Here is a 20,613-nt window from a genome sequence, read left to right as displayed (position 1 = left end):
TCTAAGGAATTCTCGACATGGCTGGACACAGCAAATGGGCCAACATCAAGCATAAGAAGGCCGCCACCGACGCCAAGCGCGGCAAGATCTGGACGCGCCTGATCAAGGAAATCACCGTGGCCGCGCGCATGGGCGGCGGCGACGTCAACGCCAACCCGCGCCTGCGCCTGGCGGTGGAAAAGGCGGCCGATGCGAATATGCCGAAGGATAACGTCAACCGTGCGATCCAGCGCGGTTCGGGCGGCCTCGAAGGCGCCAACTACGAGGAAGTGCGCTACGAAGGCTACGGCATCGGCGGCGCGGCGATCATCGTCGACTGCATGACCGACAACCGCGTGCGCACCGTGGCCGAAGTGCGCCACGCCTTCAGCAAATACGGCGGCAACATGGGCACCGAAGGCTCGGTGGCCTTCATGTTCAAGCACACCGGCCAGTTCCTGTTCGCCCCCGGCGTCGAAGAGGACAAGCTGATGGAAGCCGCGCTCGAAGCCGGCGCCGACGATGTGGTGCAGGACGAAGAAGGCGGCTTTGAAGTGCTGTGCGACCCGCACGCCTTCGCCGGCGTGAAGGAAGCGCTGGAAAAGGCCGGCTTCAAGGCCGAGGTGGCCGAAGTCATCATGAAGCCGGCGACCGAGACCGTGTTCACCGGCGAAGACGCGCTCAAGATGCAGAAGCTGCTCGACGCGCTGGAGAACCTGGACGACGTCCAGGAGGTGTACACCAACGCCGTGATCGAAGAATAACCCGGACCACCCCATGAAAATCCTCGTCATCGGCTCGGGCGGCCGCGAACACGCCCTGGCCTGGAAACTGGCCCAATCGGAACGCGTCCAGACCGTGTTCGTCGCGCCGGGCAACGGCGGCACCGCGGTCGACCCGCGCCTGGTGAACATCGAGATCACCGATCCCGCCGCCCTTGCCGACTTCGTGGTGGCCGAGAACGTGGGCCTGACCCTGGTCGGCCCGGAAGCCCCGCTGGCGGCCGGCATCGTCAACCTGTTCCGCGCGCGCGGCCTGAAGATCTTCGGCCCGACCCGCGAAGCGGCCCAGCTGGAGAGCTCGAAGGACTTCGCCAAGGCCTTCATGCAGCGCCACGGGATCCCGACCGCCAAGTACCAGAGCTTCTCGGACGCCGCCCAGGCCCACGCCTACGTCGACGCCAACGGCGCGCCGATCGTGATCAAGGCCGACGGCCTGGCCGCCGGCAAGGGCGTGGTGGTGGCGATGACGCTGGAAGAAGCGCATGCCGCGGTCGACCACATGCTGTCGGATAACGCCTTCGGCGACGCCGGCGCGCGCATCGTGATCGAGGAATTCCTGGCCGGCGAAGAAGCCAGCTTCATCGTCATGTGCGACGGCAAGAACGTGCTGGCCCTGGCGACCAGCCAGGACCACAAGCGCCTGAAGGACCATGACCAGGGCCCGAACACGGGCGGCATGGGCGCCTACTCCCCTGCCCCGATCGTGACCCCGTCGATGCACGCGCGCGTGATGCGCGAGATCATCCACCCGACCATCCAGGGCATGGCCAAGGACGGCATCAACTACACCGGCTTCCTGTACGCCGGCCTGATGATCGACGCCGAGGGCAACCCGAAGACGCTGGAATTCAACTGCCGCATGGGCGACCCGGAGACCCAGCCGATCATGGCGCGCCTGAAGAGCGACTTCCTGAGCGTGGTCGACCACGCCTGCAGCGGCACCCTGGACGCGGTGGAGCTCGAATGGGACCGCCGCACCGCCGTGGGCGTGGTGATGGCGGCCGAAGGCTACCCGAACAACCCGCGCAAGGGCGACATCATCGACGGCATCCCAGCCGAGACGCCGGAGTGCGTGACCTTCCATGCGGGCACCCGCCTGGTGGGAGGCACCCTGCAGACCAACGGCGGGCGCGTGCTGTGCGTGGTGGGGCTGGGCGACAGCGTCAAGATGGCGCAGAAGCAGGCGTACGAGTCCGTGGAGAAGATTCACTTCAATGGGGCGCAGTATCGGCGGGATATTGGGTGGCGTGGGGTGAAGTAAGTTTGCTGGCGGCGCTGCTGCGGGACGCGGTGGCGGTGTGCATGCAAACTTGGGTTCCGGCCTGCGCCGGAACGACGGTTTTGAGGCAGTTGGTGAGAAATCGGTATCAATGATCTCGGCCTCGTTCTTCAACCCGTCGTTCCGGCGCAGGCCGGAACCCAAGTTCTACGACCCACCACCAACGCAAAACCCCGCACCAATAGTTACCCCAACCCACCCGCAGGTGTACAATCTGCCCACTTTTTCCGCTTCCCGACCCAGATCCGCATGTCCACACCCTCCCCAGCCGCCGTCAAAGCCTGGCTGCTCGACCTCCAATCCCGCATCGTGCAAGCCCTCGAAGAAGTCGACGGCAAGCCCTTCCTGCGCGATACCTGGGAGCGTCCGGAAGGCGGCGGCGGCATTTCGCGCCTGATCGAGGAAGGCAATGTGATCGAGCGCGGCGGGGTGAACTTCTCGCACGTGATGGGCGCCAGCCTCCCGCCCTCGGCCATGGCCGCGCGCCCGGAACTGGCGGGCCGGGCCTGGGAAGCGATGGGCGTATCGCTGGTGCTGCACCCGCGTAACCCCTACGCCCCGACCGTGCACATGAACGTGCGCTTCTTCGAGGCGACCGCGGAAGGCAAGGACCCGGTCTGGTGGTTCGGCGGCGGCATGGACCTGACGCCCTACTACGGCAACGCGGACGACGCGCGCCACTTCCACCAGGTCTGCCACGACGCCCTGGCGCCTTTCGGAAGCAGCCTGCACCAGCGCTTCAAGACCTGGTGCGACGAGTACTTCTATCTCAAGCACCGCAAGGAGCCGCGCGGCGTGGGCGGCATCTTCTTCGACGACTTCAACGAAGCGGGCTTCGAGCAGTCGTTCGCGATGGTGCGCAGCGTGGGCGACGGCTTCCTCGACGCCTACCTGCCTATCCTGAAGGCGCGCAAGGACCAGCCCTACGGCGAACGCGAGCGCGACTTCCAGGCCTACCGGCGCGGACGCTACGTCGAGTTCAACCTGGTGTGGGACCGCGGCACCCTGTTCGGCCTGCAATCGGGCGGGCGCACCGAAGCGATCCTGATGTCGATGCCACCGATCGTGAAATGGCGCTACGACTGGCATCCGGAACCCGGCAGCGCGGAAGCCGCGCTGACCACCGACTTCCTGGTCCACAAGGACTGGCTGGCGCCGTGACCATCTGCGTCGCCTTGCTGGGAGGGAGTTTCGACCCAGTGCATGTCGGCCACGTCGCACTGGCCGAGCTGTTCGTCCATTTGCTGCACCCGGACCAGTTGCGCATCCTGCCCGCCCGCCCCTGGCAAAAGGGTGCGCTGCAGGCCAGCGACGCCGACCGCATCGCCATGCTCGACCTTGCCTTCGCCGGCAAGCCCTTCCAGGTGATCATCGACCTGCAAGAGATCGAGCGCGGCACGCCGACCTATACGGTCGACACCCTGCGCGGCCTGCGCGCCGAGCTTGGCGAGGAGGCTTCGATCGTGTTCCTGATGGGCGCCGACCAGTTGCAGAAACTCGACACTTGGCGCGACTGGCGCGAGCTGTTCACCCTGGCCAACCTCGGGGTCGCGGCGCGCCCCGGCTATGCGCTGGCCAGCGACCAGCTGCCGGAAGCGGTCGCCAAAGAATTGTCCGCGCGGCTTGCAACGCCGGACGCAGTGCGGAATACGCCGCACGGAAAAGTTTGTCTCGCACACACGCTGGCGGTCGACGTATCGGCCACGCAAATCCGCGATGCCCTGCGCAGCAGCCTAGATGCGGGCGCAGACGCAGGCGCGCTGGTGGTGCCGCAAGTGCTAGACTATATTCAACAACACAACCTGTATAAAACTTAATGGATATCAAGAAACTGCAAACGGTCGTCGTGGACGCCCTCGAAGACGTCAAGGGCCAGGACATCGTCCTGTTCGACACGACCCACCTGACCAGCCTGTTCGATCGCATCGCCGTGGCTTCGGGTACCTCGAATCGCCAGACCAAGGCGCTGGCCGCCTCGGTGCGCGACAAGGTCAAGGAAGCAGGCGGCGAAGTGGTCGGCCTGGAAGGAGAAGACACCGGCGAATGGGTGCTGGTGGACCTGGGCGACATGATCGTCCACATCATGCAGCCGGCGATCCGCCAGTACTACCGCCTGGAAGAAATCTGGGGCGACAAACCGGTGAAGCTGGGCGCGGCCAAGCGCAAGTCGACGCCGGAAGCGGCGGAAGCGGCCGAGCCGAAGACCAAATCGAAGCACCTGGCCGCCAACCAGGAGCAGCCGGAAGCCAAGCCGGTGCGCGAGCGCAAGCCGGCGGCCAAGAAGGCTGACGCCGCCGCTCCCGCCAAGAAGGCCGCGGCCAAGAAGGCCCCGGTCGGCAAAACCGTGAAGGTGGCGCCGTCCAAGAGCGAAACCGCAGCCGTCGAAGCGACCAAGGCCAAGCCGAAGCGCGCGGTGAAGGCCGCCGCCCCGGCCGACGCCGCACCGGTCAAGAAGGTGATCCGCCGCATCAAGAAGGACACCGAGTAATCCTCGATGCAGCTGCTCATTGTCGCGGTCGGGCACAAGATGCCGGCCTGGATCGAAACCGGCTACGCCGAGTACGTCAAGCGCATGCCGCCCGAGCTGCGCATCGTGCTCAAGGAAGTCAAGCCGGTCGAGCGTTCCGGCAGCAAGACCGCGGCCACCGCGATGGCGCTCGAACGCGAGCGCATCGAAGCGGTGCTGCCGAAAAGCGTGCGCATCATCGCGCTGGACGAGCGCGGCAAGGACCTGACCAGCGTCGGCCTGTCGCAGCAGCTCGAGTCCTGGCAGCAGGACGGGCGCGACACCGCCTTCCTGATCGGCGGGGCCGACGGGCTCGATCCGGCCCTGAAGGCGCGCGCCGAAGGCCTGATCCGCATCTCCAGCATGACGCTGCCGCACGGAATCGTGCGCGTCATGCTGGCCGAACAGTTGTACCGTGCCTGGACCATCACCCAGAACCATCCGTACCACCGCGTCTGACCGCCATGTTCACGAGACCCAACGACAAGAAGATCTATCTCGCTTCAAAGAGCCCGCGCCGCCGCGAACTGCTGCGTCAGATCGGCGTCGATTTCGAACTGCTGGCATTGCGCAACGACCCGGTGCGCGGCATCGACGTCAGCGAAGAGGTGCTGCCGGGCGAGGACCCGATGGACTACGTGGCCCGCGTGGCGCGCGAAAAAGGCGCCTGCGGCTGGAAGATGCTGCTCTCGCGCCGCCAGCCGCTGCGTCCCGTGCTGTCGGCCGACACCACCGTCACCATCGATGGCGAGATCCTCGGCAAGCCGGCCAGCAACCGCGAGGCGGTGGCCATGCTCGAACGCCTGTCGGGCCGCACCCACCAGGTGCTGACCTCGATCGCCGTGCACGGCCTCGACATCGCCGAGCAGATCACCCAGGTCTCGCACGTGCGCTTCGCCACCCTCAGCCCCGAGCAGATCCGCGCCTACTGCGCCAGCCAGGAGCCCTACGACAAGGCGGGCGGCTACGGCATCCAGGGCGCGGCGGCGGTCTTCATCGAGCACATCGAGGGCAGCCATTCCGGCATCATGGGCCTGCCGCTGTTCGAGACCGCCACCCTGCTGCGCAAGGCCGGGTTCCCGATCTAGGCCCCTCAGGCGCTCAAGCCGCCGTCCACCGTCAACTCGACGCCGCCCACGAAGCGGCTTTCCTCGCTGGCCAGGAACAGGGCCGCATCCGCCACCTCCTCCGGCCGCGCGAAGCGCTTGAGCGGCGAGCGCGCCGCCATCGTCTCGCGCACGTCAAGGCTCACGGCGTCGAACATCGGCGTGTCGGTCGGACCCGGGCTCAGGGTGTTGACGCGGATGCCGCGCGGCGCCAGCTCCACCGTCCAGGTGCGCGCATACGAACGCACCGCCGCCTTGGTGGCGGAATAGGTGCCATAGCCCGGATTGGCCATCGATCCGGCGATCGAGCCGACCAGCACGATAGCCCCGCCCTCCCGCATGAACGGCAGCGCGCCGGTCACGGTCTGCACCATGCCGAACACGTTCAGGCCGAAGCTGCGCGCGAGGTGCTCGTCGGTGGTGTCGGCCAGGTGGGAGAACTCGGCCACGCCGGCCGAATACACGAGGATGTCGAGCCGGCCGACGATATCCCCGAGCGTCGCGATCATGCGCTCGACGTCGGCCTTGCGGGTCAGGTCGGCGGCGATCGCGGTGGCCGCCGGGCCGATCCCGGCCACGGCCGCGTCGAGCTGGGCCTGGCGGCGTCCGGTGATGACGACGCGCGCGCCTTCGGCCGCGAAGCGGCGCGCGATCGCCAGGCCGATGCCGCTGTTCCCGCCCGTGACCAGGGCGGTCTTGCCTTCAAGTTTCAACATGGGGTGTCCTTTCAGATGAATGGACGGCTGATGATACATTTTGTATACTTGGTGTCAATTACGCACCAAGTCTAGACTAGATATCTAAAAGGAAACCACATGGCTGTCGATCTCGAGACCGTCCTCACCGAAATCAACGGCACCCGCCCGGTGCTGGAGCAGATCGCCAACAAGTGGTCGGTGCTGATCCTGGCCGTGCTGTGCACCCACCCCTTGCGCTTCAACGCGATCAAGCGCCGTCTCGATCCGATCACGCAAAAGGCGCTGACCGAAGCCTTGCGGCGCCTGGAGCGCAATGGGCTGGTGCGGCGGCACGTGATCTCTTCCTCGCCGATCGCGGTCGAGTATTCGATCACGCCGCTGGGCGAAACCCTGCGTGATCCCTTCACCGTCCTGATCGCGTGGGCCAAGGCGCACGGCCAGGAAGTCGGGCGTGCGCAGGCGGCCTTCGACGCGCTTGCGCCGGAGGTGGCGCAGGACGAAGCGCGGCGCAGCGCGGCGGCTTGAAAACGGCGGCGCTACGGTCCCTCCGCCCGCCTGACCACCGTGTATGATGTCGCTCTGAACATCACTGCACGGCTGGCCATGAACGAAGACATCCTCATCAACATCACACCGCAGGAGACGCGCGTCGCGCTGGTCCTGCAGGGCGCGGTACAGGAGCTGCACATCGAGCGCACGCTCACGCGCGGGTTGGCGGGGAATATCTACCTGGGCAAGGTGGTGCGGGTGCTGCCGGGCATGCAGTCGGCCTTCATCGACATCGGCCTGGAGCGGGCGGCCTTCCTGCACGTGGCCGACATCTGGGAGGCGCGCAGCCACGAAGGCAACGGCACGCCGCCCACGCCCATCGAGAAGCTGCTGTTCGACGGCCAGGTGCTGACCGTGCAGGTAATAAAGGACCCGATCGGCACCAAGGGCGCGCGCCTGTCGACCCAGATCTCGATCGCCGGGCGCATGCTGGTCTACCTGCCCCAGGACAACCACATCGGCATCTCGCAGAAGATCGAGAAGGAAGCCGACCGCGAACTGCTGCGCACCCGCATGCAGAACCTGCTGCCGGCCGACGAGAAAGGCGGCTACATCGTGCGCACCCAGGCCGAGGAAGCCTCGGACGAGGACCTGAAGGCCGACATCGACTACCTGCGCAAGACCTGGGGCGCGATCCAGCAGGGCGCACGCACGCGCCCGCCGACCACCCTGCTCTACCAGGACCTGAGCCTGGCCCAGCGCGTGCTGCGCGACTTCGTGCACGAGGAAACCGCCACCATCCAGGTCGACTCGCGCGAGAACTACCTGAGGTTGGTCGACTTCGCGCAGGTGTACACGCCGAGCGTGCTGTCGCGCCTGACGCACTACACCGGCGAGCGTCCGCTGTTCGACCTGTACGGCGTGGAAGAAGAGATCCTGCGCGCGCTGGGGCGGCGGGTCGACTTGAAATCGGGCGGCTACCTGATCGTCGACCAGACCGAGGCGATGACCACCATCGACGTCAATACGGGCGGCTTCGTCGGCGGGCGCAACTTCGCCGACACCATCTTCAAGACCAACCTGGAGGCGGCGCACGCGATCGCACGCCAGCTACGGCTGAGAAACCTGGGCGGCATCATCATCCTCGACTTCATCGACATGGAGAACAACGAGCACCGCAACGCGGTGCTGGCCGAGCTGAAGAAGACCCTGGCGCGCGACCGCACCAAGGTCTCGGTGAGCGGCTTCTCGGCGCTCGGCCTGGTCGAGATGACCAGGAAGCGCACGCGCGAATCGCTGGCCCACATCCTGTGCGAGCCCTGCCCGGCCTGCAGCGGCAAGGGCCAGGTCAAGACCTCGCGCACGATCTGCTACGAGATCCTGCGCGAGCTGCTGCGCGAAGCCAAGCAGTTCAACCCGCGAGAATTCCGCATCGTCGCCTCGCAGGAGGTGGTGGACCTGTTCCTGGAAGAGGAATCCCAGCACCTGGCGATGCTGGGCGACTTCATCGGCAAGCGCATCTCGCTGCAGGTCGAGAAGGGCTACCACCAGGAGCAGTACGACGTGATCCTGATGTGATGGACGTGCTGGCGGCGCACTGGAATGCAAGCTGGAAGCGGCTCGGATCGAGCGCCCCGGCCGGCCTGCTCGAGGCGCTGCTGGCCGCCTACCGCGAACCGCAGCGGCACTACCACACGCTGCAGCATCTGGAAGAATGCCTGCGGCTTGCCGATGAGTACGCGGAACAGGCCGAGCACCCGGCCGAGCCGGAGCTCGCCCTGTGGTTCCACGACGCCGTCTACGAGGTCCGCGCCCACGACAACGAGGAACGCTCGGCCCAGTGGGCCGTAAGCTCCCTGCGCGAGGCTGGCCTCGCCGCGGAGGCCTGCGAGCGCATCCACGCCCTGATCATGGCGACCCGCCACAACGCCCTGCCCGCCACGCTCGACGCCGCCCTGCTGACCGACATCGACCTGGCGATACTGGGCGCCCCGCCAGCGCGCTTTGCCGAATACGAGCGCCAGATCCGCGCCGAATACGCCTGGGTCCCGCCCGAGGTCTATGCCGACAAGCGCCGCAGCGTGCTGCTCGCTTTCTTCCAGCGCGAGCACATCTACGCCACACCTTCGCTGCGCGCCCGCTTCGAAGCCCCCGCCCGCGCCAACCTCCAGCGCGCCACCACCTCCTGATCCCCCTCGCTTTCCGTCCCCAAGAAAACTGGGGTCGGAGTCGAATTCTTTGACAACTTTGAGGAATTGCCCAAAAAGTCGACTCCGACCCTATTTTTTTGCTGTCCAAGCGGAAAATGAAAAGCGGTGAGCCTGACGGTAGATCAAGTCGAGTTTTCTTGCATCCGTCGAGTCCTGTGCTTCGGCGAACTCAGCAAGGTCAGAAAAAATAGGGTCGGAGTCGAATTGTTTGACAACTTTGGGGAATTGCCCAAAAAGTCGACTCTGACCCTAGTTGTATGCCTTGGGAGAATGGAGTGTTTAGTGGGCGGAGGGAAAGAACAATTGTTCGCCGGTGGGTTTGAAGGCGGCGATTCGGGATTGGCCTTCGGGGGAGGTGAGCCAGTCGATAAGCTGCTTCGCGCCCTTGTAGTTCGCTTTTGGGTGTTTTGCCGGGTTCACGGCGATGATGCCGTAGGGGTTGAACATGCGCTTGTCGCCCTCGACGACGATCGCCAGGCCGGTCCTGGCCTTGTAGGAGCCGTAGGTGGCGCGGTCGGTCAGGGTATAGGCGCGCATTTCGGCGGCCATGTTCAGGACCTCGCCCATGCCCAGGCCGGCGGAGACGTAGTTGGCACCGGCCGGCTTCACGCCGGCTTGCTGCCAGTAGCTTCTCTCCATGACGTCGGTGCCGGAGTTGTCGCCGCGCGAGATGAACTTCACGCCGGCGGCCGCGATGCGCTTGAAGGCGGCGATCACGTCCTTCGTGCCCTTCAGCTTCGCCGGGTCGCTGTCCGGACCGACCACGATGAAATCGTTGTACATCACGTCGCGGCGGTCGATGCCCCAGCCCTCGGCGACGAACTGGTCTTCCTGTTTGCGCGCATGGATTAGGGTCAGGTCGACGTCGCCATTCTTCGCCAGCTCGAGCGCCTTGCCGGTGCCGACCGAGATCACGTGGACTTTCGTCCCTGTCTTCGCCTCGAAGGCCGGCAGCAGCGCCTTGAGCAGGCCCGAGTTCTCGGTGCTGGTGGTGGTCGACAGGCGGATCACGTCCTGGGCGAGCGCCAGCGGCGCGGCCAGGACGGTGGACATCAACATCGCGAACAGGCTGCGGCGGCGCATGGCTACTCCTTGAGGCTTATCGGTGTTCGAGGTGGCCGTCGCGCAGCTTCAGGCGCTGCACGCCCGGCAGGCCGATCAGGTCGCGGTCGTGGCAGGCCATGATCACGCTGCCGCCCTCTTCCAGCAGGGTCGGGATCAGCGCGATCACCTGCTCGCGCGCGGGGCCGTCCAGGTTGGCGGTCGGTTCGTCCAGCAGCAGCAGGCGCGGGCGCAGCACCCGGGCGCGCGCCAGCGCCACGCGCTGCTTCTCGCCGCCCGACAGGCGTGTGGGGTCGGCGTCGCACAAATGGGCCACGCCGGCCCAGGCCATCGCCTCTTGCACCAGGCCGCGCACCTTGCGCCGGTCCTCGCCGCGCGCCAGCAGGCCGTAGGCGATGTTGTGCCCGACGCTGGGCGAGAACAGGATCGGATGCTGGTGCACGTAGACGATGGCTTCCCGCAGCGCCGTCGGATACGGATACAGCTTTAGCCGCCGCCCCTCGACCTCCACCGAGCAGGCGTCGCAGCGCTCCAGCCCGCCCAGCATGCGCAGCAGGGTGCTCTTGCCCGCCCCGTTCACGCCGGTCAGCACGTAGGCGCTGGCGGCCGCGATGTCGAGCCGGTCGATGTCGAACAGGACGCGCTCGCCATGCCGCCGGCGCAGGTCGTGCACGCTCAGGAGCAGCGTCATGCCCGCACTCCCGGCATGCGCGCCTCTCCCTGCAGCAGCACCAGCGCGCCGTTCATCAGGAGGGCCAAGGCCACCAGCACGATGCCCAGCGCGATCCCCTGCGCGAACTCGCCCTTGCTGGTCTCCAGCGCGATCGCGGTGGTGATGGTGCGCGTCTCGCCCTCGATGTTCCCGCCCACCATGAGGGCGCAGCCGACTTCCGAGATCACCCGCCCGAAGCCGCTGATCACGGCCGCCATCACGCCGTAGCGCGCCTCGTGCAGCACCGTGGTCATGACCTTGAAGCGCGAGGCGCCATGCGCAATCGCGGTCTCCGCATAGCGCGGATCGAGCGCCTGCACCGCCGCCAGCGTGAAGGCTAGCAGCACCGGCAACCCGATCACGAACTGCCCGAGCACCACGCCGGTCTGGGTGAACAGCCATTCCAGGTCGCCCATCGGGCCGCGGCGCGACAGCATCAAATAGAGCAGCAGGCCGATCAGCACCGTGGGCAGCGAGAGCGCGGCCTGGGCCAGCCAGATGGCGATGCGGCGGCCCGGGAAGCGGTGCATGGCGATGGCGTAGCCGAGCAGCACGGCCGGCGGCGTGGCCAGCAGCAGGCCGAGCATACTGGTCTTGACCGAGACCCAGACGATGCGCCACAACGCCGGGTCGCCGCTGAGCAGCAGCGAGAAGGCGTGCGAGGTGGCGTCCAGCAGGGACATCAGGCCAGGCGCGGCGCGCCGAGTGGTTCCAGCAGGTCCGGCTCGAACACCAGCCGATCCTGCCCTGCCAGCAGCAGGAAGTGCTTGCCGGTGCAGCGCGCCAGCAGCGACATGCCGACCCGCTCGGCCACCATGTGCCCCATCTGGGTGGTGCCGGAACGCGACAGCAGGAAGGGAATGCCCATCTGTGCGCCCTTGATCACCATTTCGGAGGTCAGGCGCCCGGTGGTGTAGAACACCTTGTCGGCCCCTTCCATCCCGTCCAGCCACATCAGCCCGGCGATGGCGTCCACGGCATTGTGGCGGCCCACGTCCTCCACGAAATAGAGCAGCTCGCCGGTGTTCGAGAACAGCGCGCACCCGTGCACCGAACCGGCCTGCTTGTAGATCGACTGCTGGGTGCGGATGGTTTCGACGATGCGGTAGACGACCGATTGCGGCAGGCGCGCGTCCGGCGGCAGGGCGATCCGGTCGACCTCGTCCATCAGCCCGCCGAACACCGAGCCCTGGCCGCAGCCGGTGGTCACCACCTTCTTGGCGGTGCGCTCCTCGACGTCGGCGATGCCGCTCCTGGTCACCACCGCCACCGCGTCCACCGACCAGTCCACCTGCACCGAGACGATGTCCTCGAGCGTACGCACCAGGCGCTGGTTGCGCAGATAGCCCAGGGTCAGGGCCTCGGGAGCGCCGCCCAGGGTCATCAGGGTGACCAGCTCGCGCTTGTCGACGTAGACCGTGAGCGGGCGCTCGGCCGGAATCGAGATCGTCGAACGCCGGCCGCGCTCGTCCAGCGCCGTCACCTCCTGGGTCAGGCTGGCGGCGGCGCTGGAGAGCTCTGGACGGTAGCGGGCTGGTTCAAGACGGTTCATGCTGGCAATTGTGCCATGCCGGCCAGGATTTGGCCGCCACCGTAACTCCCCTGCGGTGCCGGCACGCCGCCCGGCGCCACCTTCACCGCGCAGTACTTGAACTCCGGGATCTTGCCGAAGGGGTCGAGCGCGGCATTGGTGAGGCGGTTGATCGCCGCTTCGTAGTAGCAGAAGGCGACGAACACCGCGCCCACCGGCGAGCTGTCGTCGGCGCGCGCGTACAGCACCACTTCGCCGCGGCGCGAGGCGATCGTGATGGGCTGGCCGGGCTGGATGCTAAGGCGTTCCATGTCGAGCGGGTGCACCAGCGCCACCGGGTCGGGCTCGATGGCGTCCAGCACCGTCGCGCGCCGGGTCATGCTGCCGGTATGCCAGTGCTCGAGCTGGCGGCCGGTGATCAGGACCATCGGGTACTCGGCGTCGGGACGCTCGTCGGCCGGGATGATGTCGGCCGGGACGAAGCGCGCCTTGCCGCCCTCGCGCGGGAACAGCTCGGTGAACACCACCGGCTGGCCGACGTCGCCCTCGTTCATGCAGGGGTAGACCACGGCGCCGTGGCGCTCCAGTCGATCCCAGGTGATGCCGCCGATGCTGGCCATGTTGCGGCGCATCTCGTCGAACACTTCCGACACGTGCCCGTAGTTCCACGGCAGGCCAAGGCGGTTCGCCATCTGCTGGATGATCCACAGGTCCTGCTTCGCCTCGCCCGGCGGGTCGATGGCTTGGCGGCCCAGCTGGACCAGGCGGTCGGTGTTGGTGAAGGTGCCGGTCTTCTCGGGGAAGGCGGAAGCCGGCAGGATGACGTCGGCCAGGTAGGCGGTCTCGGTCAGGAAGATGTCCTGCACCACCAGGTGCTCGAGCGCGGCCAGCGCGGCGCGCGCGTGGTTGACGTCGGGGTCGGACATGGCCGGGTTCTCGCCCATGATGTACATGCCGCGGATCTGGCCGGCGTCGATGGCGTGCATGATCTCGACCACGGTCAGGCCGGGCTTGGGATCGAGGGTCGCGCCCCAGGCCTGCTCGAAGCGGGCGCGCGCGGCCGGGTTGTCGACCCGCTGGTAGTCCGGCAGCATCATCGGGATCAGGCCGGCGTCGGAAGCGCCCTGCACGTTGTTCTGCCCGCGCAGCGGATGCAGGCCGGTGCCGGGGCGGCCGATCTGGCCTGTCATGAGGCTGAGCGCGATCAGGCAGCGCGCGTTGTCGGTGCCGTGCACGTGCTGGGACACGCCCATGCCCCACAGGATCATCGAGGCGCGCGAGCTGGCGTACAGGCGCGCCACGTAGCGGATGGTGTCGGCGTCGATGCCGCAGATCGGGGCCATGGCTTCCGGGCTGTACTCGGCCACGTTGGCTTCCAGCTCGGCATAGCCGACCGTGCGGCCGGCGATGAAGTCGGCGTCCACCAGCTTCTCGTGCACGATCACGTGCATCATGGCGTTGAGCAGGGCAACGTCGGTGTCGGGCTTGAACTGCAGGTAGCGGTGGGCGTGGCGCGCCAGGTCGGAGCGGCGCGGGTCCATCAGGACCAGCTTGGTGCCGCCCTTGACCGCGTTCTTGATCCAGGTGGCGGCCACCGGGTGGTTCACGGTCGGGTTGGCGCCGATCACGATGACGACTTCGGCGCGGGTCACGTCCATCACCGGGTTCGACACCGCGCCCGAACCGATGCCTTCCAGCAGGGCCGAGACCGAGGAGGCGTGGCACAGGCGGGTGCAGTGGTCGACGTTGTTGGTGCCGAAGCCGGTGCGCACCAGCTTCTGGAACAGGTAGGCTTCCTCGTTGCTGCCCTTGGCCGAGCCGAAGCCCGCCAGCGCCTTGCCGCCGTGCTGGTCGCGGATCTGCGCCAGCTTGCCGCCGGCCAGGGCCAGCGCCTCTTCCCAGCTCGCCTCGCGGAACACTTCCATCACGCGGCTTGGGTCCATGGTGAAGTCGCCGCTCTTGGGCGCGCCCTCGCGCCGGATCAGCGGCTTGGTCAGGCGGTGCGGGTGGTGGGCGTAGTCGAAGCCGTAGCGGCCCTTGACGCACAGGCGGCCCAGGTTGGCCGGGCCCTGGCGTCCTTCGACGAACAGGATCTTGTTGTCCTTGACGTTGTAGGTCAGCTGGCAGCCAACGCCGCAATACGGGCAAACCGAGTCGACCTGCTTGTCCGGCGCCTGCAGCGCCACCTCACGCGCCGGCATCAGGGCGCCGGTCGGGCAGGCCTGCACGCATTCGCCGCAGGCCACGCAGGTGGAGCCGCCCATCGGGTCGTCCTGGTCGAACACGATCTTGGCGTCCTGGCCGCGGAAGGCCAGGCCGATCACGTCGTTGACCTGCTCGTCGCGGCAGGCGCGCACGCAGCGCGTGCACTGGATGCAGGCGTCGAGGTTGACCGTGATCGCGGCGTGGGTGGCGTCGCGCGCTGGCTGGGCGCGGGTGGCGGCGAAGCGCGGCTTGCCGACGCCGAGCTTGCCGGCCCAGTCATCGACTTCGTTCTTGCGGGTGTAGCCGGTCTCGGGCATGTCCGACAGCAGCAGCTCGAGCACCATCTTCTGGGCGGCGACCGCGCGCGGGCTGTCGGTGCTGACCTTCATGCCGGCGGAAGGGTGGCGGCAGCACGAGGGGGCGAGCACGCGCTCGCCGTCGATCTCGACCATGCAGGAGCGGCAGTTGCCGACGGCCTCCATGCCTTCCATGTAGCACAGGCGCGGGACCTCGATGCCCTCGCGCTGGGCGACCTCGATCAGGGTCTCGCTCGGCAGCGCCTCGACCTGGCGGCCGTTCAGTTCAAAGGATACGGTGGGGAGCGGCGCATTCATGATTTCACCACGCTGTTCGTGAGTTCGTCCGGGAAGTACTTGATGACGCAGTCGATCGGGTTGGGCGCGGCCTGGCCCAGGCCGCAGATCGAGGCGTCGCGCATCACCTGCGAGAGCTCGGCCAGCAGGCCGGTGTCCCAGGCCGGTTGGCGGATCAGGTCGAGCGCCTTGGCGGTGCCGTTGCGGCAGGGCGTGCACTGGCCGCAGGACTCGTCCTTGAAGAAGGCCAGGGTGTTGCGCGCGGCGGCCACGGCGCTGTCCTGGTCGGACAGGATCACCACGGCGGCCGAGCCGATGAAGCAGCCGTAGGGCTGCAGGGTGTCGAAGTCGAGCGGGATGTCGCCCATGGAGGCCGGCAGGATGCCGCCCGAGGCGCCGCCCGGCAGGTAGGCGTAGAAGGCGTGGCCGTCCTGCATGCCGCCGCAGTATTCGTCGATCAGTTCGCGCACCGTGATGCCGGCCGGGGCCAGCTTGACGCCCGGCTCGCGCACCCGGCCCGAGACCGAGAACGAGCGCAGCCCGCGCCGGCCGTGACGGCCCTGGGAGGCGAACCAGTCGGCGCCGCGCTCGAGGATCTCGCGCACCCAGTGCAGCGATTCGAAGTTGTGCTCGAGGGTCGGGCGGCCGAACAGGCCGACCTGGGCCACGTAGGGCGGACGCAGGCGCGGCATGCCGCGCTTGCCCTCGATCGATTCGATCATGGCCGATTCCTCGCCGCAGATGTAGGCGCCGGCGCCGCGGCGCAGGTGGATCGGCGGCATGCCCTGCACCGGCGGGTCGGCGCGCAGTTTTTCCAGTTCGGCTTCCAGCATGGCGCGGCAGCCGTGGTATTCGTCGCGCAGGTAAATGTAGATGGCCTCGATGCCGACCGCCCAGGCGGCGATCAGCGCGCCTTCCAGGAAGCGGTGCGGGTCGCGCTCGAGGTAGACGCGGTCCTTGAAGGTGCCCGGCTCGCCTTCGTCGATGTTGATCGCCATTAGGCGCGGGCCAGCCTCGGCGCGCACCAGGCGCCATTTGCGGCCGAGCGGGAAGCCCGCCCCGCCCAGGCCGCGCAGGCCGGAGGCTTCCAGCGTCGTGATGACCTGTTCCGCATCGTGCTTGCCGGCCACGCAGTCGCGCAGCAGCGCGTAGCCGCCGGCGGCGCGGTAGGCCGCGTAATCGGCGTGGCCGCTGACGCTGTCGGTGGTCTGGCCGCTGCTGGCCAGCGCCAGCACCTGTTCGGCGCGCGCCACCGGCACCGGACGCTGGCCGACCACGGCGACCGGGGCCTGCTCGCAACGTCCCACGCAGGGCGCTTCCAGCACCCGGACCTCGCGCCCGAGCAGGGCCGGCAGCTTGTCCAGCAGCTCGCGCGCGCCCGCCATCTCGCAGGACAGGCCGGCGCACACGCGCACCGTGAGCGCGGCGGGCGCCGCCTCCCCTTCCTTCACCACGTCGAAGTGGTGGTAGAAGGTGGCGACTTCGTAGACCTCGGCCTGGGCCAGGCGCATTTCCTGCGCCAGCGCAGCCAGGTGGCGGCTGGACAGGCAGCCGAAATGGTCCTGGATCTTGTGCAGGTGCTCGATCAGGAGGTCGCGCTGGCGCGAGGCCGCGCCCAGCAGGGCCTGCACCTCGGCCAGCGCCTGCGGCTCGACGCGGCGGCCCTTTGGGGCTTCGCGCTTGCGCTGGCGGCTGGCGCCGGCGACGGCAATCGGGATGGTCGGATGGTTCATGATGGGTCCGAGTGTGAGTCCGTGTGCAATGGGTCTGAATCGCGTTGACCGCGCGGACGGCTTTGCCATCCGCGCGGCCGGGGGCTTACTGGAACAGCACCACCGCCTTCTGCAGCGTGATCCACACGCCGATCAGGAGGGGGATGCCGACCGCGGCCCAGGCGAAGGCGGCCATGGCCGGGTTGCCGGCGACGGCCGCGCCGCCGCCGCTGCGTCCCACGCTGGCGGAAGCGACGTCCTTTTCCTGGGCCAGCTTCTTCTCGGCCGCCAGTTCGGCGTCGGTCATGAAGTGCTTGTCGGCCAGCGGACGGATCATCGAGTTGAGCACGATGCCGATCACCACCAGCCCAGCCAGCACGTACATGGTCACGTCGTAGGCCTGGGCCTTCGGCACGCCATTGGCGATCTGGTATTCGCGGATGTAGTTGATCAGGATCGGGCCGAGCACGCCGGCGGCGGCCCAGGCGGTCAGCAGGCGGCCGTGGATCGCGCCCACCATCTGGGTGCCGAACAGGTCGGCCAGGTAGGCCGGCACGGTGGCGAAGCCGCCGCCGTACATCGACAGGATGATGCAGATGAAGGCGACGAACAGCGCCAGCTGGCCCGAGTGCGCCAGCGACGGAATCGAGGCGTAGAGCACGAAGCCGAGGATCAGGAACACGAAATAGGTCGCCTTGCGGCCGATATAGTCCGAGCACGAGGCCCAGGCGAAGCGGCCGCCGATGTTGAACAGCGACAGCAGGCCGGTGAAGCCGGCGGCGATGGCCGCGATCTGGCCCTTCTGGGCCGCGTCAAGCTCGTTGAAGCCGAGGTCCACGCCGATCAGGCGGCCACCGAAGACTTCCTGCAGCAGGGGCGAAGCCATGCCCAGGATGCCGATGCCGGCCGAGACGTTCAGGAACAGCACGCCCCAGATCAGCCAGAACTGGGGAATGCCCCAGACGCGGCTGGCATGCACGTGGCGCGCGGTGATCATGGTGTTGGCGGCCTTGGCCGGGGGGTTCCAGCCTTCCGGTTTCCAGCCGGTGGCCGGCACGCGGTAGGTCAGCGCGCCCGCGACCATGAACACGAAGTAGATCGCGGCCAGGGCCAGGAAGGTTTCCCACACGCCGACCGAGGTCGGGGTGGCGAAGTGCTTCATCAGGCGGTCGGCCAGCGGCGCGCCGATCATGGCGCCGCCGCCGAAGCCCATGATGGCCATGCCGGTCGCCATGCCGCGCCGGTCGGGGAACCACTTGATGAGCGTGGACACCGGCGAGATATAGCCGAGCCCCAGGCCGATGCCGCCGATGACGCCCGAGCCGAGCCACATCAGCCAGATCTGGTGGGTGTAGATGCCCAGTGCCGAGATCACCAGGCCGCCGCACCAGCACAGGGCGGACACCAGGCCGGCCTTGCGCGGGCCGGCGTGCTCGAGCCAGCCGCCAAACAGCCAGGCGGCCAGGCCGAGGAAGACGAAGAACAGGGTGTACATCCAGCCCAGCATCGAGATCTTCCAGTCGCAGGTGGTGGCGAACACCTGGGCCATGAAGCTCATGTCGGCCGGGCAGGCCAGCGATTCGGTGATGCCGATCGCTTTCGACAGCGGCAGCCAGAACACCGAGAATCCATAGGCCATGCCGATGCAAAGGTGGATGGCGAGGGCCGCCGGCGGCACCAGCCAGCGGTTGAAGCCCGCCCCGGCGATGGTGTGTTCCTTATCCAAAAAACTGAGTAGTGCCATGTCTCCTCCATGAATCGTCAGGTTTATAATATGCTTTAAAAAGCATATTGTTTTATCTATTTTTCTTGTTTCGCGGAGCGTAACATGGACTTTTCTGGCTAGAAATAGGCTATTTTTAGCATATGCTCAAAGTCCATATTCGCCCCCACTGGGAAATCAGCATCAAGGGACAGGAACCGCTCGACACCGCGGACCTGCTCGGTTTGCTGCTCGCGATCCAGGACACGGGCTCGATCGCCCAGGCCGCGAAATCGGTCAAGCTGTCCTACCGTTATGCCTGGGGCTTGCTGCGCACGGCCGAAGGCCTGTTCGGCCAGCAGCTGCTGCAGACCGGGCGCGGACGCGGCACCCAGCTCACGCCGCTGGCGCAAAAGCTGGTGTGGGCCGACCGCCGCATCGCCGCGCGCCTCTCGCCTACCCTGCAGAGCCTCGCTTCGGAGCTGGAGGTGGAGCTGGAAAGGATCACGGCCGGTCACGCGCGCCGGCTGCGTCTGGACGCCAGCCACGGCTTCGCGGTGGCGGCGCTGATGGGCTACATCGACCGCGACGCCCTGCCGGTCGATTCACGCTACCGCACCAGCACCGACGCCGTGGTGGCGCTGGCGCGGCGCGAGTGCGACCTGGCGGGCTTTCACATTCCGCTCGGGCGCTTCCAGGCCCAGACCGCGGCCTGGTACCTGCGCTGGCTCGATCCGCAGCAGCATTGCCTGGTGAAGGTCGCGGGGCGCGAGCAGGGCCTGATCACGGCGCGCGGCAACCCGCTCGGCCTGCGCAGCCTGGCCGACCTGGCCTCGCCCGGCGTGCGCTTCGTGAACCGGCAGGCGGGATCGGGCACGCGCATGCTGCTCGAGATGATGCTGGAGGCGGACGGGCCGGGCTTCGAGAGCATCAACGGTTTTCACAGCGCGGAGTTCACGCATTCGGCGGTGGCGGCCTACATCGCCAGCGGCATGGCCGACGCCGGCTTCGGGATGCGCGCGGCGGCGGCGCAGTTCAAGCTCGATTTCACGCCGCTGGTGCGCGAGGTGTACTACTTCGCGCTGCGCCGCGAGGCCCTCGAGGAGCCGGCCATGGGGCAGTTGCTGGCCTTGATGCGCACGCCGGCCTACCGGCAGCTGGTGGCGGGGCTGCCGGGGTATGACGCGGACGGGACGGGAGACGTGGTGGGGATCGAGGAAGCGTTCACGCCGGCGGGGTGACCTTCGGCCTGCGGCGCCAGCACGTCGCACCGGCGAAGGCCGGTGCCCAAGTTCGTGGAGCAGCCGCATGCTCGCAAAGCCAGCCGCATGCTCGCAAAGCCAGCCGCATGCTCGCAAAGCCAGCCGCAAGCTCGCAAAGCCAGTACGTCGCACCGGCGAAGGCCGGTGCCCAAGTTCGTAGAGCAGCCGCATGCTCGCGAAGCTAGTACGTCGCACCGGCGAAGGCCGGTGCCCAAGTTGGTTCAGCAGGTGGTGTGCGTGCAAACTTGGGTTCCGGCCTGCGCCGGAAGTCGTTGCCGACAGTGTCGGGAACGACGGTTTGAGGGCTAACAAATATGGGGGCGATACAGGCGGCACCATTCACCAGCAGCCCTCATCTGCGCCGCTTCTTCCAGTTGTAATCCGGCCCCGTCACATCCACACCCGGATGCCCCACCACGTCCGGGTGCTCCGAGCACATCGTGATGAAGCGCACGCCTTCCCCTGCGCGCTGGCGCCGGCGCAGCTCCTCCATGAACTGCATCGCGGCCACCATCTCGCTCGTGTCGAACGGCTTCGACTCCGGATAGGCCCCGTCCTTCTCGACCTCGGTCCAGTACACCATGTACATCACGCTCTCCTGCATATAGCTGCTCCCGATTGTCCACGGATCGTCCCTCCGCCGGCGCACACGCGCCCCGGCACAAGGTGTATGTCCGCAGGTTGGCCGGAATTAGCTCCTGAACGGTGAAAAATGCTTACAGAAAGTAGGAATTGTCCGAAAAACAGCTTTTATGTGGGCTACTTCACACAAGCGCCAAAAGTGC

20 protein-coding genes are annotated in these 20,613 nt (G+C 67.3%); 11 read left to right on the top strand and 9 right to left on the bottom strand.

Annotated elements, in window-relative coordinates; translation table 11 throughout:
* Positions 1 to 17: 17 nt before the first annotated feature.
* The 7 genes from B0920_RS17755 (at position 18) to B0920_RS17725 (ending at position 5,634) form a co-directional block, all read left to right on the top strand.
* The gene (locus tag B0920_RS17755; protein WP_078033983.1) at positions 18 to 743 is read left to right on the top strand and encodes a YebC/PmpR family DNA-binding transcriptional regulator; all 726 of its coding nucleotides are present in this window, start codon (positions 18 to 20) and stop codon (positions 741 to 743) included.
* A gap of 13 nt (positions 744 to 756) precedes the next feature.
* Positions 757 to 2,022, top strand: a complete 1,266-nt coding sequence (gene purD / locus B0920_RS17750; RefSeq protein ID WP_078033982.1) for a phosphoribosylamine--glycine ligase — start codon at positions 757 to 759, stop codon at positions 2,020 to 2,022.
* A 267-nt stretch (positions 2,023 to 2,289) separates the two neighbouring features.
* Complete coding sequence (hemF, locus tag B0920_RS17745; protein ID WP_078033981.1) at positions 2,290 to 3,201, top strand: oxygen-dependent coproporphyrinogen oxidase; 912 nt, start codon at positions 2,290 to 2,292, stop codon at positions 3,199 to 3,201.
* The gene (locus B0920_RS17740; RefSeq protein ID WP_229455708.1) at positions 3,198 to 3,857 is read left to right on the top strand and encodes a nicotinate-nucleotide adenylyltransferase; all 660 of its coding nucleotides are present in this window, start codon (positions 3,198 to 3,200) and stop codon (positions 3,855 to 3,857) included. The genes hemF and B0920_RS17740 overlap by 4 nt, the downstream gene beginning before the upstream one ends.
* A complete protein-coding gene (rsfS, locus tag B0920_RS17735) occupies positions 3,857 to 4,528 on the top strand; it encodes a ribosome silencing factor (RefSeq protein WP_078033979.1) in 672 nt (223 codons plus the stop codon). The genes B0920_RS17740 and rsfS overlap by 1 nt, the downstream gene beginning before the upstream one ends.
* Positions 4,529 to 4,534: 6 nt before the next feature.
* The gene (gene rlmH, locus B0920_RS17730) at positions 4,535 to 5,005 is read left to right on the top strand and encodes a 23S rRNA (pseudouridine(1915)-N(3))-methyltransferase RlmH (RefSeq protein ID WP_078033978.1); all 471 of its coding nucleotides are present in this window, start codon (positions 4,535 to 4,537) and stop codon (positions 5,003 to 5,005) included.
* 5 nt (positions 5,006 to 5,010) lie between these two features.
* Positions 5,011 to 5,634, top strand: coding sequence for a nucleoside triphosphate pyrophosphatase (locus B0920_RS17725; RefSeq protein ID WP_078033977.1), 624 nt, complete (start codon positions 5,011 to 5,013; stop codon positions 5,632 to 5,634).
* Positions 5,635 to 5,639: 5 nt separating this feature from the next.
* On the opposite strand, the gene B0920_RS17720 is transcribed toward B0920_RS17725, so the two are convergent.
* The gene (locus B0920_RS17720; protein WP_078033976.1) at positions 5,640 to 6,368 is read right to left on the bottom strand and encodes an SDR family NAD(P)-dependent oxidoreductase; all 729 of its coding nucleotides are present in this window, start codon (positions 6,366 to 6,368) and stop codon (positions 5,640 to 5,642) included.
* Between the two features lie 99 nt (positions 6,369 to 6,467).
* Between B0920_RS17720 and B0920_RS17715 the strand changes: the two genes are divergently transcribed.
* The 3 genes from B0920_RS17715 to B0920_RS17705 all read left to right on the top strand — a co-directional run bounded on the left by B0920_RS17715 (position 6,468) and on the right by B0920_RS17705 (position 9,028).
* Positions 6,468 to 6,875: a helix-turn-helix domain-containing protein gene (locus tag B0920_RS17715; RefSeq protein WP_078033975.1), complete on the top strand. Its 408-nt coding sequence runs from the start codon at positions 6,468 to 6,470 to the stop codon at positions 6,873 to 6,875.
* A gap of 78 nt (positions 6,876 to 6,953) precedes the next feature.
* Positions 6,954 to 8,417, top strand: a complete 1,464-nt coding sequence (rng, locus tag B0920_RS17710; RefSeq protein WP_078033974.1) for a ribonuclease G — start codon at positions 6,954 to 6,956, stop codon at positions 8,415 to 8,417.
* Complete coding sequence (locus tag B0920_RS17705) at positions 8,417 to 9,028, top strand: N-methyl-D-aspartate receptor NMDAR2C subunit (protein WP_078033973.1); 612 nt, start codon at positions 8,417 to 8,419, stop codon at positions 9,026 to 9,028. The genes rng and B0920_RS17705 overlap by 1 nt, the downstream gene beginning before the upstream one ends.
* Positions 9,029 to 9,328: 300 nt before the next feature.
* Here B0920_RS17705 and B0920_RS17700 read toward each other — a convergent pair whose 3' ends face one another.
* From B0920_RS17700 to B0920_RS17670, 7 genes are all read right to left on the bottom strand, one after another.
* Positions 9,329 to 10,132, bottom strand: a complete 804-nt coding sequence (locus B0920_RS17700; protein ID WP_078033972.1) for an extracellular solute-binding protein — start codon at positions 10,130 to 10,132, stop codon at positions 9,329 to 9,331.
* A gap of 16 nt (positions 10,133 to 10,148) precedes the next feature.
* On the bottom strand, positions 10,149 to 10,802 hold the full coding sequence (locus tag B0920_RS17695; RefSeq protein ID WP_078033971.1) for an energy-coupling factor ABC transporter ATP-binding protein: 654 nt from the start codon (positions 10,800 to 10,802) through the stop codon (positions 10,149 to 10,151).
* On the bottom strand, positions 10,799 to 11,506 hold the full coding sequence (locus tag B0920_RS17690; protein WP_078033970.1) for an ABC transporter permease: 708 nt from the start codon (positions 11,504 to 11,506) through the stop codon (positions 10,799 to 10,801). Before B0920_RS17690 ends, B0920_RS17695 begins: the two co-directional genes overlap by 4 nt.
* Positions 11,506 to 12,375 carry a formate dehydrogenase accessory sulfurtransferase FdhD gene (locus tag B0920_RS17685; protein ID WP_078033969.1) on the bottom strand — a complete coding sequence of 290 codons (870 nt, stop codon included), beginning with the start codon at positions 12,373 to 12,375 and terminating at the stop codon, positions 11,506 to 11,508. The genes B0920_RS17690 and B0920_RS17685 overlap by 1 nt, the downstream gene beginning before the upstream one ends.
* A complete protein-coding gene (gene fdhF / locus B0920_RS17680) occupies positions 12,372 to 15,173 on the bottom strand; it encodes a formate dehydrogenase subunit alpha (protein WP_078033968.1) in 2,802 nt (933 codons plus the stop codon). Before fdhF ends, B0920_RS17685 begins: the two co-directional genes overlap by 4 nt.
* Positions 15,170 to 16,885: an NAD(P)H-dependent oxidoreductase subunit E gene (locus B0920_RS17675; RefSeq protein WP_078033967.1), complete on the bottom strand. Its 1,716-nt coding sequence runs from the start codon at positions 16,883 to 16,885 to the stop codon at positions 15,170 to 15,172. Before B0920_RS17675 ends, fdhF begins: the two co-directional genes overlap by 4 nt.
* Positions 16,886 to 16,970: 85 nt before the next feature.
* Positions 16,971 to 18,608 carry an OFA family MFS transporter gene (locus B0920_RS17670; protein ID WP_078033966.1) on the bottom strand — a complete coding sequence of 546 codons (1,638 nt, stop codon included), beginning with the start codon at positions 18,606 to 18,608 and terminating at the stop codon, positions 16,971 to 16,973.
* 122 nt (positions 18,609 to 18,730) lie between these two features.
* Between B0920_RS17670 and B0920_RS17665 the strand changes: the two genes are divergently transcribed.
* The gene (locus B0920_RS17665) at positions 18,731 to 19,807 is read left to right on the top strand and encodes a substrate-binding domain-containing protein (protein ID WP_078033965.1); all 1,077 of its coding nucleotides are present in this window, start codon (positions 18,731 to 18,733) and stop codon (positions 19,805 to 19,807) included.
* Between the two features lie 373 nt (positions 19,808 to 20,180).
* Here B0920_RS17665 and B0920_RS17660 read toward each other — a convergent pair whose 3' ends face one another.
* A complete protein-coding gene (locus B0920_RS17660; RefSeq protein WP_078033964.1) occupies positions 20,181 to 20,417 on the bottom strand; it encodes a hypothetical protein in 237 nt (78 codons plus the stop codon).
* Between the last annotated feature and the right edge of the window lie 196 nt (positions 20,418 to 20,613).

The sequence above is a fragment of the Massilia sp. KIM genome, assembly GCF_002007115.1.
Lineage (GTDB): Bacteria > Pseudomonadota > Gammaproteobacteria > Burkholderiales > Burkholderiaceae_D > Telluria.
This window is presented reverse-complemented; position numbering and strand designations above follow the sequence as displayed.

Excerpts from the sequence above, each read along its gene's own strand:
- rsfS (WP_078033979.1), top strand. The coding sequence starts at position 3,857 with ATGGATATCAAGAAACTGCAAACGGTCGTCGTGGACGCCCTCGAAGAC.
- B0920_RS17705 (WP_078033973.1), top strand. The coding sequence starts at position 8,417 with ATGGACGTGCTGGCGGCGCACTGGAATGCAAGCTGGAAGCGGCTCGGA.
- hemF (WP_078033981.1), top strand. The coding sequence starts at position 2,290 with ATGTCCACACCCTCCCCAGCCGCCGTCAAAGCCTGGCTGCTCGACCTC.
- B0920_RS17725 (WP_078033977.1), top strand. The coding sequence starts at position 5,011 with ATGTTCACGAGACCCAACGACAAGAAGATCTATCTCGCTTCAAAGAGC.
- B0920_RS17665 (WP_078033965.1), top strand. The coding sequence starts at position 18,731 with ATGCTCAAAGTCCATATTCGCCCCCACTGGGAAATCAGCATCAAGGGA.
- B0920_RS17720 (WP_078033976.1), bottom strand. The coding sequence starts at position 6,368 with ATGTTGAAACTTGAAGGCAAGACCGCCCTGGTCACGGGCGGGAACAGC.
- fdhF (WP_078033968.1), bottom strand. The coding sequence starts at position 15,173 with ATGAATGCGCCGCTCCCCACCGTATCCTTTGAACTGAACGGCCGCCAG.
- B0920_RS17700 (WP_078033972.1), bottom strand. The coding sequence starts at position 10,132 with ATGCGCCGCCGCAGCCTGTTCGCGATGTTGATGTCCACCGTCCTGGCC.
- rlmH (WP_078033978.1), top strand. The coding sequence starts at position 4,535 with ATGCAGCTGCTCATTGTCGCGGTCGGGCACAAGATGCCGGCCTGGATC.
- purD (WP_078033982.1), top strand. The coding sequence starts at position 757 with ATGAAAATCCTCGTCATCGGCTCGGGCGGCCGCGAACACGCCCTGGCC.
- B0920_RS17695 (WP_078033971.1), bottom strand. The coding sequence starts at position 10,802 with ATGACGCTGCTCCTGAGCGTGCACGACCTGCGCCGGCGGCATGGCGAG.
- B0920_RS17755 (WP_078033983.1), top strand. The coding sequence starts at position 18 with ATGGCTGGACACAGCAAATGGGCCAACATCAAGCATAAGAAGGCCGCC.
- B0920_RS17685 (WP_078033969.1), bottom strand. The coding sequence starts at position 12,375 with ATGAACCGTCTTGAACCAGCCCGCTACCGTCCAGAGCTCTCCAGCGCC.
- B0920_RS17715 (WP_078033975.1), top strand. The coding sequence starts at position 6,468 with ATGGCTGTCGATCTCGAGACCGTCCTCACCGAAATCAACGGCACCCGC.
- B0920_RS17675 (WP_078033967.1), bottom strand. The coding sequence starts at position 16,885 with ATGAACCATCCGACCATCCCGATTGCCGTCGCCGGCGCCAGCCGCCAG.
- B0920_RS17690 (WP_078033970.1), bottom strand. The coding sequence starts at position 11,506 with ATGTCCCTGCTGGACGCCACCTCGCACGCCTTCTCGCTGCTGCTCAGC.
- B0920_RS17660 (WP_078033964.1), bottom strand. The coding sequence starts at position 20,417 with ATGTACATGGTGTACTGGACCGAGGTCGAGAAGGACGGGGCCTATCCG.
- rng (WP_078033974.1), top strand. The coding sequence starts at position 6,954 with ATGAACGAAGACATCCTCATCAACATCACACCGCAGGAGACGCGCGTC.
- B0920_RS17670 (WP_078033966.1), bottom strand. The coding sequence starts at position 18,608 with ATGGCACTACTCAGTTTTTTGGATAAGGAACACACCATCGCCGGGGCG.